This window comes from Kribbella steppae (assembly GCF_004342025.1).
GTDB classification, from domain to species: domain Bacteria; phylum Actinomycetota; class Actinomycetes; order Propionibacteriales; family Kribbellaceae; genus Kribbella; species Kribbella steppae.
Window position 1 is genome coordinate 512,237 of the sequence record NZ_SLWN01000003.1, and the last position, 13,095, is coordinate 525,331.

General features: G+C 68.4%; 11 protein-coding genes. 4 read left to right on the forward strand and 7 right to left on the reverse strand.

Features of this window, described 5'->3' with window-relative positions:
• Positions 1–3 precede the first annotated feature (3 nt).
• The 3 genes from EV652_RS11025 to EV652_RS11035 all read left to right on the forward strand — a co-directional run bounded on the left by EV652_RS11025 (position 4) and on the right by EV652_RS11035 (position 3,370).
• Positions 4–384: a VOC family protein gene (locus EV652_RS11025; protein WP_132208940.1), complete on the forward strand. Its 381-nt coding sequence runs from the start codon at positions 4–6 to the stop codon at positions 382–384.
• A 13-nt stretch (positions 385–397) separates the two neighbouring features.
• Positions 398–1,426 (forward strand): zinc-dependent alcohol dehydrogenase family protein, encoded by a 1,029-nt coding sequence (locus EV652_RS11030; protein ID WP_132208941.1) that lies wholly within the window; start codon positions 398–400, stop codon positions 1,424–1,426.
• A 186-nt stretch (positions 1,427–1,612) separates the two neighbouring features.
• Positions 1,613–3,370 carry a 13E12 repeat family protein gene (locus EV652_RS11035; protein ID WP_132208942.1) on the forward strand — a complete coding sequence of 586 codons (1,758 nt, stop codon included), beginning with the start codon at positions 1,613–1,615 and terminating at the stop codon, positions 3,368–3,370.
• Between the two features lie 77 nt (positions 3,371–3,447).
• Here the strand turns inward: EV652_RS11035 and EV652_RS11040 are convergent, their stop codons facing one another.
• The 3 genes from EV652_RS11040 to EV652_RS11050 are packed head-to-tail and all read right to left on the reverse strand — an operon-like array spanning position 3,448 to position 6,833.
• Entirely contained in the window at positions 3,448–4,671 is a 1,224-nt protein-coding gene (locus EV652_RS11040) for a response regulator (protein ID WP_132208943.1), read from the reverse strand.
• A gap of 57 nt (positions 4,672–4,728) precedes the next feature.
• Positions 4,729–5,691, reverse strand: coding sequence for a dihydrodipicolinate synthase family protein (locus EV652_RS11045; protein WP_132208944.1), 963 nt, complete (start codon positions 5,689–5,691; stop codon positions 4,729–4,731).
• An 8-nt stretch (positions 5,692–5,699) separates the two neighbouring features.
• Complete coding sequence (locus EV652_RS11050; protein ID WP_242001689.1) at positions 5,700–6,833, reverse strand: mandelate racemase/muconate lactonizing enzyme family protein; 1,134 nt, start codon at positions 6,831–6,833, stop codon at positions 5,700–5,702.
• Positions 6,834–6,929: 96 nt separating this feature from the next.
• Here EV652_RS11050 and EV652_RS11055 point away from each other — a divergent pair, with 96 nt between their 5' ends.
• Positions 6,930–7,895 (forward strand): LLM class flavin-dependent oxidoreductase, encoded by a 966-nt coding sequence (locus EV652_RS11055; RefSeq protein WP_132208945.1) that lies wholly within the window; start codon positions 6,930–6,932, stop codon positions 7,893–7,895.
• Between the two features lie 50 nt (positions 7,896–7,945).
• Here the strand turns inward: EV652_RS11055 and EV652_RS11060 are convergent, their stop codons facing one another.
• The 4 genes from EV652_RS11060 to EV652_RS11075 all read right to left on the reverse strand — a co-directional run bounded on the left by EV652_RS11060 (position 7,946) and on the right by EV652_RS11075 (position 13,078).
• Positions 7,946–8,818: a carbohydrate ABC transporter permease gene (locus tag EV652_RS11060; protein WP_132208946.1), complete on the reverse strand. Its 873-nt coding sequence runs from the start codon at positions 8,816–8,818 to the stop codon at positions 7,946–7,948.
• Positions 8,818–9,708, reverse strand: a complete 891-nt coding sequence (locus EV652_RS11065; RefSeq protein WP_242001690.1) for a carbohydrate ABC transporter permease — start codon at positions 9,706–9,708, stop codon at positions 8,818–8,820. Before EV652_RS11065 ends, EV652_RS11060 begins: the two co-directional genes overlap by 1 nt.
• A complete protein-coding gene (locus tag EV652_RS11070; protein WP_132208947.1) occupies positions 9,705–10,973 on the reverse strand; it encodes an ABC transporter substrate-binding protein in 1,269 nt (422 codons plus the stop codon). Before EV652_RS11070 ends, EV652_RS11065 begins: the two co-directional genes overlap by 4 nt.
• Positions 10,974–11,050: 77 nt before the next feature.
• On the reverse strand, positions 11,051–13,078 hold the full coding sequence (locus EV652_RS11075; RefSeq protein WP_132208948.1) for a ligand-binding sensor domain-containing protein: 2,028 nt from the start codon (positions 13,076–13,078) through the stop codon (positions 11,051–11,053).
• Between the last annotated feature and the right edge of the window lie 17 nt (positions 13,079–13,095).

Below are 13,095 nucleotides of genomic sequence, written 5' to 3' on the forward strand. Positions count from 1 at the left end.
CGCATGGCGACCAAGTGGACCATTGGTGGAGACGCGGCCGATCCACAGCGGCTCGCGGAATTCTGGGCGGCCGCGCTCGGCTACATCCTCGAACCCGGGTACGACGACCCGGACGGAGCCTCGATCGTCGATCCCGATGACGTGGGACCGGCGATCGGGTTCCTCCGGGTGCCGGAACCCAAGACGTCGAAGAACCGCCTGCACATCGACATCCGGGTAGCCGGCCCCGGTGAGCGGTCGGCCGCCTCCGCGGAACGGATGCGCTCGAAGGCGGCCTCGCTGGTGGACCTCGGGGCGACACAGGTCCGCGAGGACTTCTACGGTCCGGAACTCGGCCACATCGTGATGCTCGACCCGGAAGGCAACGAGTTCTGCGTCGGCTGACTACGATGCCGGAATGCGCGCTGTCGTGATCTCGCAGTACGGCGTTCCGCCTGTCGTCACGGACGTCCCGCGACCTGAACCGGCCGACGGCGCGGTCGTCCTGAAGGTCGAGGCGACCGGTCTGTGCCGCAGCGACTGGCACGGCTGGATGGGCCACGACCCGGACATCGTCCTGCCCCACGTCCCCGGCCACGAACTGGCCGGCACGATCGCAGCCGTCGGCGCCGGGGTCTCCGGTTGGCAGGTGGGCGATCGGGTCACCACGCCGTTCATCTGCGCGTGCGGGTCGTGCGAACAATGCAGCGAGGGCAACCAGCAGGTCTGTCCGCGTCAGGAGCAGCCTGGCTTCACCTACTGGGGTTCCTTCGCCGAGTACGTCGCTGTGCCGTACGCGTCGGTGAACTTGGTCCGACTCCCGGACGACCTCTCCTTCGACACCGCAGCCGGCCTCGGCTGCCGCTTCGCCACCTCCTTCCGCGCCATCCGCCAGGTCGGGCGGGTCGCTGCTGGCGAGCGCGTGGTGATCTTCGGCTGTGGTGGCGTCGGCCTGTCGGCGGTGATGATCGCGGCCGCACTCGGGGCACGCGTGATCGCGGTCGACACGAATCCCGCCGCGCTGAAGCTGGCCCGCGAGTACGGCGCCGCGGACACACTGCAGGCGTCGCCGGACACCGTTCAGGAGATCCGCGACCTCACCGGCGGCGGTGCGCACGTGACGATGGACGCCCTCGGCTCGAACGACATCGTCCAGCAGTCGCTGCTCGCCCTCCGCCCGCGAGGCCGCCACCTACAGGTCGGCCTACTCCCATCGGGCGTCCAACTGGATGTCGGCCGCCTGATCGGCCAGGAACTGGAATGGCTAGGCAGCCACGGCATGCCCGCCCACGCCTACCCCGAAATGCTCCATCTCGTTGCCCAAGGCAATCTAAACCCATCCGTCCTGATCACCCGAACCATCCCCCTCGACGAAACCCCCGCCGCCCTGGCCGCCCTCTCCCACGGCACCCCCGCCGGCCTCACCATCATCCACCCGCCCGCCTAGCCCCACGCGATCTCATCGGGCCACCGACGCCTGTCACCAGCGCCGCCGCCACGGTTGCTCAGGAGACGGCGCTCACGCATACCTGGTTTCCCTGGCTGGCGCAGTGTGACGTTTCCCCTTGTGGATAAGGGTTTTCGACGAACTTCCAAGTTGCCCGACTGTCAGCCCGTGCCTAAACTAGAGCACATGTTCGATGGAGATCTGGCTTCGCTCTCGACGACCGACCTGCTGGAGTCGGCCGCCGAGCACCGTGCCGAGGAGAACCGCTGCGCGGCCCGCCGGCTCGAACATGCGCAGATCTTCGCCGACCGCCACCACCCCGACCTACGTCCCGCCCGGCCCGCTCGCCGCTCCTGCGACGGCCGCGAACGAGCCATCGTGCTGGGCGGCGACGGTTGCCCGGAGATCGCCGAATTCGCCATCGCCGAGTTCGGTCTCGTGGTCGGCATCTCCGCTGCGGCCGCCGCGCGCTACATCGGCCAGGCGCTGGCCTTGCGGCACCGGTTTCCGTTCACCTGGGCCAAGGTGCAATCCGGCGAGGCCACACCGTGGCGGGCCACCAGGATCGCCGACGCCTGCCTGAAGCTGTCCGAAGGGGCCGCCCGGTACGTCGACCAACGCGTCGCCGGCCTGATCGACTCGATCACGCCCTACCGGCTCGAGAAGATCGTCAACGCCGCCAAAGCACACACCGATCCCGACCGCGCCCGGGCCGAGGCCGACGCGAAGGCCCGCGAACGCGGCGTGTTCGTCGGCCGAACCGACGAACACGGCACCAAAACCGTATATATCCGCGCAGCCTCCGGCGCCGTCATCCGGTACAACGCCAGCATCACCAGCATCGCCGAGGCGCTGATGACCCTCGGCGACACCCGCACGCTGCAGCACCGCCGCGCCGACGCCATCGAGATCATGGCCGACCCCCACTACATGATCGAACTCCTCCTCCAAGCGCACCAACACTCCCTCCGCCACCCCACCCAAGACACCACCCCCACCCCCACCCCCACCCCCGACCACCGCCCAGAGCCACCCACCCCTCCCGCCGCTGCGGTGGGTCCCAACACCGGGTCGAGTCGGGCAGACGAGGGCCTGTTGAGCGACTGGGTGAACGCATGCGGCGAACCCGGCCCGGATGACGAGGCCGATCGCGACGCACCCCACCCGAGCACCAGTGACTTGCCCGACCCACTCGACATCCCCTTCAAGGACGTAGTCGAGCCGTTCGATCCCGGCCTGCGGGTCGACCGCGGCGACGGCGACGTCAGCGCCATCTTCGACCCGGCGACTGGTGATGCCGCGGCTGCCGATGCCGGGGCTGTCGATGCCGAGGCGCAGCGTGCGCTGGACGCCCGGCTCGCCCAGATCAAGCACGACGCCCACACCCACCCGGCCACCGGTGCCCGCGCGAACGGTGCGGGCGGCGCGGCTTGGCGGTTGCGTGCGGGCAAGACCGAGATCTTCGTGCACCTGACCGACCACACCCTGGCCACCGGCACCGGCGTCTTGCGGGTCGAAGACCTTGGCCCGCTACTCGCCGGCCAACTCAGCGAACTCGTCGGCCATGGCCCGTATGTGGTGAAGCCGGTGATTGACCTCAACGACGCAGTCAGCGTCGACGCCTACGAGATCCCCAACCGGATCCGGGAACGGGCCAAGCTGATGTATCCGGTCGAGCTGTTCCCCTACGGCACCCGCGAGACCCACCCCGCCATGGACCTGGACCACATCGAGCCCTACGACCCGCTCGGGCCACCCGGCCAGACGAGCACCGGCAATCTTGCACCGTTGGGGCGTTTCCCTCACCGGGTGAAGACGCACGGCCGCGGCTGGAATGTGCGGCGGCTCGACCGCAAGACGCTGGAGTGGCGAACACCCCACGGGTTCACCTTCCACGTCGACCCCACCGGCACACACCAAGTACCCCGCACGCCGGACCCCTGACATCTTCGCCAACCAGCACGGCAACTGGCACGACGACCACCGCAAGCAGGTTAGTACGCGTGGGTTGGATCAACTACCTACAGCCGGATTAGGTACACCGTGGGTGGGCGGCCGGTGCGGCCGTGTTGTTGGCTGCCTATGGGGTCGGCCAGGCCGGCGCGTTCGAGGCGTTTCAGGACTCGGCGGGCGGTGCGGAGTTGGACGGCCAGGTGGTCGGCGACGTCCTGGGTGGTGAGGCCGTCGGGGAGGGTGGCGACGAGTTCGCGCATTCGGGCGAGGGTTTGGGTGTTCAGGCCGACCCGGCGGGCCAGCAGTGGCAGGCTTTCCGGGCCGCGTGCGGTCGCCGGCTGATCGCCGGTCGGCTCGATCACGATCTCCACGTCGTCCGACATCGACACCACGCCGGCGACCGAACCGATCGAGGCTGCTCGGCTCACGGCGCGACGGGCGAGTGCTTCGGCTTCGGCCGCCGTGCGTCCGACGCCGAAGCCGACGTACGCCGTGCTGTGCCTCGACGCGAGGTGGTCGAGCAGGGGCATCCGGGTGAACTGCTCGGTCGCTTGCTCGAGCACGCCGCGCGTGGTGACGACCAGATGCCGGCCGTCGGGGAGAGCGGCCAGGCTGCCGCCGAGGGTGATCAGGTCGGCGGCCAGGGCGTCGTCCGGCTCGGGCAGGTCGATCACGCCGAGGGCGACCTGGGCGTCGCCGACGTGCTGGCCGGTCGTGGTGAGGACGAGAGCTTGGAGGGTGGAGCGGATCGAGTACCGCGACGGCGCGAGCCGGACCGACGGCATCTCGTTCTCGAGCAGGTGGAAGGCCGAGCCGAGGCAGCTGATCGCGACCTTGGTGTCGTGCTTCTCCCGCGCGGTGCGGTGGAACGCGACGATGTCGTCGGAGGTCAGGCCGGGCCGGTACGGGAGCACGTAGATCTGGTCGGTCGGCATCTTCGCCTCGATCAGCGTCTCCAGCACCTCACTGCGCCGCAGTGTGTCGATCGAGAACTGGGTGACGTTGTGGCCGAGCCGGAGCAGTTCGACGAGTGCGCGCAGGAGGGTGGCGCCGTCGTACGAGACGTACATGGCCGGGCGGTCGATCACGCCGGCCTCGGTGGCGATCGTGTACGGCACGACGCCGGTGAACAGGATCGCGTCCACCTTCTCGTGGGACCGCTCGACCACCTCGACCGCTTCGGTCTCGTGGTGATAGGGCAGCGGAACGAGGGTCGTGCCGCTCGGCGGACCGACCGCGATCACCCGCTGGACCAGGTCCTCCGGGCCGATGACACCGACCGTGAGGGCCATCAGGCCACCGCTGGATTGATCTGCACGGCACTCCTCCGAAGACTTCTGGTCGGGCCCTTAAGTCGCAGGATAGTGGCTGAGCTCCTCGAGGCAGTGCACGACGAGTTCGCGCTCCTGACCGGGAACGTCCGGGCCGTACGGGTCGTGGGCCGCGTCCTCGGGGATCAGGCCCTCCCACACCGCGGCCCAGAGCATCCGCTGCACGTAGCCCTCGATCGGCGCGTAGAAGGTCGCCGCGGCGAAGCGGTCCAGCCGGTCGGAGGCAGTCAGGAACGCACTGTGCTCGCCCGAGGTCCAGGTCCTCAACACTGCGGCGGAGAGCCCGACCTGAGCCGCAGCGATGCCCACCAGCGCGGTGTCGGCACCCCACATGAACGACGGCCCGAACATCCGGTCCTCACCGGTGATCAGCAGCTTGCCCGTACCGCGGCCGGCCCAGATGGCGTCCTGGCAGCCGATAGCGCGGTCCAGTGTGGCCGTCTTGACCCCGAGCATGGCGTCCAGGCTCAGCAGGTCGCGGATGAGCTCCGGTGGGTACGGGTACCCGCCGGCCTCGCCGTGCAGGTAGAAGCCGACCAGCGGCAGCCCACTCTCGGCCGCAACCCGCTCATGCAGTGCAACAGCCTGCGCATGGCCGTCTGGCAACCCTCCAAGCGCTGCCAGCGGGTAGACCATCACCGCATCGGCCCCACCCGCTGCAGCCTGCACAGCCATCGCCACAGTGGCGTCTGCGGCCTCCTGGAGGGTCTGTGCCGGTTCAGACCGAGGTACGCCGACTCCGGCGACGATGGGGACGTTAGTCACCTGTCGCCAGGTCTCCAGCACCTTGGAGCGGTCTCCTACGGACAGGTAGAGCCCACGGCCGGTGTGAGCCCAGACAGCGACGCCACCGATGGGCTCCGCCGCGATCCGGCGCGCGTACGCGGTCAGAGCGTCGTACGCGATGACACCGTCGGTGTCCATCGGTGTGACGACAGCAGGAAGCAGTGTGCCGCGGAGTTGCTCAACGAGTGCGTGCATCGGACCTCTCAGACGTCGTGGCCGAGGCCTGGGCTCGTGGGTACGTCGATCCAGCCGTCGCAGTCGGCGAACACGGTCGGGGCCAGCGGGTCCTCGTGCACCATCAGCGGCCCAACCAGGTCGGCTGCCACGGTCGCACCGGGTACAGCGGCGGCCAGGTGGACCGCGGCCAGTGTGGCCACCCCCAGCTCGGGCATCGAGCCTACCTTCACCGCCAGGCCCGCGGCCTCGGCTACGTTGGCGATTTGCAGGGCTCTGTGCAGCCCACCGACCTTGAGGATCTTGATGTTCAGTACGTCGGCCGCACCGCGCCGGGCGATCTCCAGAGCGTCCTGCAGCGAGTGCATGCTCTCGTCGACCATCAGGCGGACGTCGAGCCGCTCACGCAGCCGGACCAGGCCGGCCAGGTCCCAGCGGGGCAGCGGCTGCTCCAGTAGCGTCAGCCCAGCCTCACCCATCTTGGCCAGGTAGGGGAGCGCTGTGGCTGCGTCGTACCCCTCGTTGGCGTCCAGGCAGAGCTCTGCGTCGGCGGGGATGGCCGCGCGGACCGCTCGGATCAGCTCGAGGTCCTTGGCCGGGTCGTGGCCGCCCTTGACCTTCAGGTGCCCGAAGCCCTTGTCGGCGTACTCAGCCGCCTCGGCAGCCATCTCGTCCAGGGTGCCGAGCCCGACCACCCAGGTGGTCTGCACTCGCTTCCTGATGCTGCCGCCGAGCAGGACATGCACGGGCCAGCCGCTCAGTCGCCCGGCCAGGTCGTACAGAGCGATGTCCAGGCCGGACTTGGCCACGTGCTGCCCGCGCAGTACGGCGTCCATCACCAGGTGGGCGCCGGCCCGGTCGAGCGGGTCATGTCCGATCAGCGCGGGGGCGAGATGCTCCTCGATGGCGGCGGTGACACCGGCCAGCGTCTCCCCGGTGTACGCCGTCATCGGCGAGGTCTCACCGATGCCGATCGCGCCGTCGGCGGTGTGCACCTCGACCACCAGGCTGATCAGCTCGGTGCTGATCCCGCTGCTGATCTGGAACGGGCGCCGGTACGTTGCACTGACCACTCGGGTCTTGATCGCGCTGATCGGCCCCGAGCCGGTCTGTGCCGGTTCGGTTTGGGCCGGCAACCCGACCGGATGCGGTACGACACTCAAATCCGGCTCCTCAGGGTCGCAATCTGGTACGAAAGGACTTACGGTCAAGACCGTAAATACCGCGAGCGCTCTCTGTCAACGGAAGGTGGCACCCCGATGCGGTTGGGTCTCTATCTGAACCTCTACGGCACGCCGGACGAACGGCCGCGACTGGAGGACGCCGTAGAGCAGGCGCGGCTGGCCGAGCAGGCCGGGTTCGAGTGGATCGTGCTCGGCGAACGGCATCTGCATCGGCCCGGATACCACGAGATCCTCACCTCGCTGACGTATCTGGCCGCCAAGACCGACCGGATCGGTCTGGCTACCTCGGGCATCGTGGCGCCGCTCTACGACCCCGTCGTACTGGCCGAGACCCTCGCGCACATCGACGTACTGTCTGGCGGCCGGCTCACCGCCGGGTTCGTGCTCGGCTACCGGCCGGAGGAGTTCGCGCTGTACGGCGTGACGCAGGCCGAGCGGGTCGCGCGGTTCGAGGAGTGCCTGACCATCCTCACCCGGTTGTGGACCGAGGACGAGGTGACGTACGACGGCAAGTTCACCAGCATCAACGAGGCGTTCCTGTCGCCGCGACCCGTGCAGAGTCCGCGGCCGCGACTGTGGAACGGTGGCCGCGTCTCCGCCGTACTGGAACGGACTGCCCGGATGTGCGACGGGTGGACGACGTCGTTCAACGAGCTGGACTCCGATCTGCCTGCGAAGATCGCGGAGTACCTGTCCTACCCGAGCGGCGAGGGCACGTTGGGTCGCGATGTGATCCTGTGCCGGGAGGGCTTCTGCGCCCCGACGTCGCAAGACGCGCGGCAGGCCCTCGAGGAGCCGCTGCGCGACCTGTACGACGCCTACACCGGCTGGAAGCGGACGTCGGCAGACGCGAGCCGCTACAGCCAGGGCTGGGACGAGATCGCCGCCCGCAGCGTCATCGGCTCGCCGGCCGAATGCGCCGAACGCCTCGCCCACTACGAAGAAATGGGTGCCGACGGCATCATCCTCCGCATCCAACCCCCCGGCCTCTCCCAAGCCGACACCCTCCGCTCCATCGAAGCCTTCGGAAACCTGGGCTAACCCGACGCGTGCTACGCAGTCACTCCTGCGTAGCACGCGGGGTGGGACTTCTAAGCCTTCAGGCCTGACATGGCGATGCTGTCTGTCAGGTACCGCTGCAACAAGCCGAAGACCAGGAGGCTTGGTACGACGGTGATGGTTGCGCCGGCCATGATCTGGTTGATCGGTACTGCCTGGGTCTGCAGGGTGGCCAGGCCGACGGTCAGGGTCTGCATCTCGGCGGACTGGCCGATCACCAGCGGCCAGAGGAAGTCGTTCCAGTGCCACAGGAAGACGAAGATGCCGAGGGTGGCCAGTGCCGGCCGGATCAGCGGTAGCACGATCTGGGTGAAGATCCGCCACTCCGGTGCGCCGTCGATCTCGGCTGCCTCGAACAACTCGTCCGGCAGTTGGCTGATGAACTGCCGGAGCAGGAACACGGCCTGTGAATTCGCCAGCGTGGGCACGATGAGGCCCCAGTAACTGTCCACCCAGTCGAGTCGCGAGACCAGGATGTACGACGGGATCAGTGTCGCCTGGAACGGCACCATCAGGGTGGCCAGGAAGGCCCAGAACATGATCTCCCGGCCCGGGAACCGCTTCTTCGCGAAGGCGTAGCCGGCCATCGCCGCGAACAGCAGGACGAACACCACCGACACCAGCGAGTAGAGCAGCGAGTTGACCGTCCAGCGCGGGATGTCAGAGCTGGACAGCACCCGGCTGAAGTTCTCGAAGGTGAAGCGGGTCGGGTCGAGCGCGTCCGGGAACGTCCGGCCGCTCGGCGGGGCGAACGCGACCACCACCATCGCCGCGAACGGCAGGATGGTGACGATCGCGGTCAGCGTCAGCAGCGTCGGCAGGGTGAGCCGCGCGACCGGGCGCCGTTCCTTCTTCGGCGCCGGTGCCGCATCCTGCTGGCGCGGCCGTTCGAGCAGGTTCACCATCAGTCGTCCCTCCCGACCAACCGCCGCTGTACGAGCGAGACGATGAGCACGATCGCGAACAGCATCAGGCCGATCGCGCTGGCATAGCCGAAGTCGAAGTACTTGAAACCGCTGTCGTACAGGAAGTAGACGAGCGAGTAGCTCGACCGGACCGGGCCGCCGCCGGTCATCACGTACATCGCGTCGAAGACCTGGAACGCGCCGATCGTCTCGATCACCAGCACGAAGAACAGCACCGGACGCAGTTGCGGCAGGGTGATGTAGCGGAACCGCTGCCAGGTGCCGGCGCCGTCGATCATCGCGGCCTCCAGGTACGAGCGCGGCACCGCCTGCAACCCGGCGAGCAGGATCAGCATCGAGTAGCCGAAGCCCTTCCAGGCCGACGTCACCGCGATCGACGGCAGCACCAGGCTGGACTCGGCGAGGAAGTCGACCGGGCCGATCGACACCAGCCCGAGGACGGCGTTGATCAGGCCGTCCTGTGCGTCGTAGATCCACTTCCAGATCACCGCGGCCAGCACGATGCTGGTCACGTACGGCAGGAAGAACACGCCGCGGAAGAAGCCCCGCCGCCAGACCACCTGGTGCAGCAGTACGGCGGTGCCGAGCGACAGCAGCACGGTCAGCGGCACGAAGATCACCGTGTAGGTGAGGGTGACGGCGAGCGCCTGGTGGAACAGGTTGTCCTGGACCAGCCGGGTGTAGTTGTCGGCAGCAACGAAGGACCAGCGCCCGCTGAGCCGGTAGTCGGTGAGCGAGAGCAGCACGGCGCCGACCACCGGAACGAACCGGAACAGCAGGAACAGCGCCAGCATGGGGGCGACGAACAACAGCCCGACCCAGGGCCGACGGATGCGGTCCCGGGCCGGGCGGACGCTGACCTGGGTCAACGCTGTCTCGACAGGAGGTCGTTGCCCTGCTTGGCGGCGTCGTCGAGCGCCTGCTGCGGCGACTTCTTACCGGTCAGCACGGCCTGGATCTCGACGCTCAGCAGTGACATCACCTGGCGGGCGGACGCGTTCCGCTCACCCGCGTAGGTGTACTGCAGCGAGTCGGCGAACTTCTGTGCGGTCGGGTCGGTGATCGGCGCCTTCACGTCGGTGCGGGGGGTGAAGAAGCCCGACGCCTTGCTGAGCCCTTCCACCTGGGCCGGCTGGATCATGAAGGACAGGAACTTCTTCGCCTCGTCGATGTTCTCCGAGGCGGCGTTCACGGCCAGACCGCCGGGGATACCGAAGGCGACCTGCTTCTGGCCCGTCAGCGGCGTGCCGATCTCGACGTTGGCGGCCCCCCAGGTCGCCGCCACCGTCTTCGCGTCGGCCGGCGTACTGGTGAAGGCCATCGCCACCTGCCCCTTGCCGAACGGCTGGTCGGCCACGAGGTTGCCGTTGGTCAGGGCACTCTTCGGGATCGCGCCCTGGTCGTACAGGGTCTTCAGGAAGGTGAGTGCCTCGAGCCCCGGCGCCTGGTTGAACGCCACCGTCTTGTTGTCGTCGGCGAACACCTTGCCGCCGGCCTGCCAGAGCAGCGGGTAGAAGTTCAGGTTCAGCGACGCCTCGGGCGACGCGGAGTAGTCCAGGGTCGAGAAGCCGGCCGCCTTGATCTTCGGCGCCGCGGCCTTGATCTCGTCCCAGGTCTCCGGTGGCTTGGTGATCCCTGCCTTGGTCAGGATCGTCTTGTTGAACATCGTGGTGGTGACGGTGTGGTAGATCGGCGCGGCGTAGACCTTGCCGTCGACGGTCAGGCCGGGGATCGCGGCCGGCAGGAACTTGTCCTTGTCCGCCTCGACCACGTCGTCGACCGGCTCGAACGAGCCGTTCTTGACGTACTGCGGCAGCTGGTCCGGGATCTGCAGGACGACGTCCGGGCCCTTCTTGCCGGCGAACGCGGCCGCGATCTTCTCGTCGCGCTTGTCCCACGGCTGCATCTCGAGCTTCAGGTCGATCCCGGAGTTGGCGGCCTCGAAGTCCTTCTCGACCTTCTGCCAGTACGCGTCACTGGCCGCCTGGTCACCAATCACCGGATACATCCAGAGCGTGATGGCCTTTTTCTCCGACGAGGCGCCCGAGTCGTCGCCGCCCCCACAGGAACTGAGAGCAGCGGCCAGCACGAGCGCCGTGAGTGGTGCCGCGATGCGGCGGACGGTGGATTTCATCGCACCCCCTGGGTGTCCGGAAGTCAGGGTCCGGAATAACGGTCAGGACCGAAAGTAGCTGGCTCGAATTTCGGCTGTCAACGGCTGATATCAACTCGGAACAGCTCAGCGCCGTAAGTGAGCAGCAATTGGTGGTCGTTCCGGACGCCGAGCCGGCGGTGCGCCTTCTCGACGAACAGCGCCGGGGCCTTACCCGGTGCGATCCGGAAGATCTTGTTCAGGTCGATGCTTACGTACACCGCCTCCCCGGTCGCGACGATGTCCCCGCTGGACGTCGTCGTCCCCAGGACGTAGGACTTGACCACCTTGCCGGAACGCGGGTCCACTGCGAAGGCGGTCTTGCCGGCGACACCCCAGAGCAGGCCGTCCGGGCCGAAGGCCACCGCGGACACCGTGATCGCCCCGGGCACGGGCACGGTCTCCCACAACTTGCGGGAACGCTTGACGTCCCACGCGAAGACGGTGCCGTCGGTGCGGGTCGGTGGCGTGGTGGCGAGGCCGCCGACGATCGAGGTACCGCCGTAGACGATGCCGGCGCGGGCGGTGAGGCCGAAGACGCTCTCGTCCTGGACCACGTTGCGGATCCCCTGCGAGGTACCGGTCTTCGGGTCGTAGATGACGAGCGCGCCGCCGAGCCGGTCGCCGTCGGGAACGGTGCCGATCGCGATCTTGCCGTTCACCTCGACCAGCGCGCGGGCGCGGGTCTGCAGCAGGTCCGGCTTGAGGTTGAGCAGCAGTTTGGGGTTGTCCGGCGTACCGGGTGGTCCGGGGGAGTACTCCGGGCTGCTCCACGGCTGGCTCTGGTCGTAGGAGTAGAGCCGGGCCTCCGGGTAGGCGCCGATCCAGAGCTTGCCGTCCGACCCCTCCAGCAGCGCCTCGACCTGCGAGAACCGGTTGAAGGTGGCGTCGCCGGTGGCCGGGTCGACGACCGACACGCCGCCGTTCAGGAAGCCGCCGGCGTAGATCTTGTCCTTGCCGCCGGCCACGGACAGGATCTCGATCGGCTCCCGCCGTACCTGGGTCTGGAAGATCTCCGACTTGCCGGTCTGCGGGTTGTAGCGGAACTCCTCGCCGCGCCACAGGGTGCCGACGATGCTCTTGCCCGGGTAGTCGGGCAGGTCGAGCTCGGCCCAGCCGATCGCGCGGGTGTTCTGGATCCGGCCGGTGAAGGTGAGGCCGGTGCCGGTCAGGGTTTTCGTTGCCGGGTCGTACTTCTTCAGCTCACTGGCCTGGATCAGGTAGATCTCGCCGTTGTCGCCGACCGGGGAGATGTCCAGGCCGTGCGCGTTCGGGATCTCGTCCACCCAGGTGCGGCTGGCGATGTCCCAGACGTACATCGGGCCGGGGAAGGCGGTGCTGATCCGGGCGTAGACCCGGCCGGCGCGCGTGTTCAGGTCGTACACGACCTTGTCGGTGGGGTCGCCGAGCCCGGGCGGCGACGGCAGTTCAGTGATCGCGCCGGACGCCACGTCGAGCTCCATGATGTGCGCGTCGGGCAGCGAACCGGTGTAGATCTTGCCGTTCGCGTAGTCGATGCTCTTGACGTACGGCTGGCCGGCCTTGACCTGGCCGTAGTCGCGGACCGCGCCGGTGGCGTGGTCGTACCGGAACACCTTGCCGTTCGGGAAGGTGCCGCCGTACACGTTGCCCTGTTCGTCGGTGGTGATCCGCCAGATGAAGCTCTCGGACGCGATCGGGCGGCCGAGGTCCTCGACCGTGTTCCCCGCACCGGGCTTCCAGCGGTAGAGGTGGCCGTTGTTGTACGTGCCGGCGTAGATGGTGCCGTCGGGTGTCGCGGCCACGGCGTAGCTGCCGTCGGCACCGGGCAGCGGCGCGGAGAGCAGGCTGGCGCCGGTGGCCGGGTCGATGGCGTTCAGGTACGCCGGTTTGCCGGTCGAGACGTTCCAGATCGCGGTCTTGCCGTTCGGGCCGGGCGCGACGGTGCCGCCGATCAGGAGTACGTCGGACAGCGGCGCACCGAGCGAGACGACTGTCGGCGTCGGCGGGCCACCATCCTGGGCACTCGGCGGCTGGCCGGCGTCGGCGGGAGTGGTCAGGGTGCTGACGAGCAGGGCGGCGAGTGCCACCGCGATGAGCGAGCGCATGCGATGCCTCCGGTGGA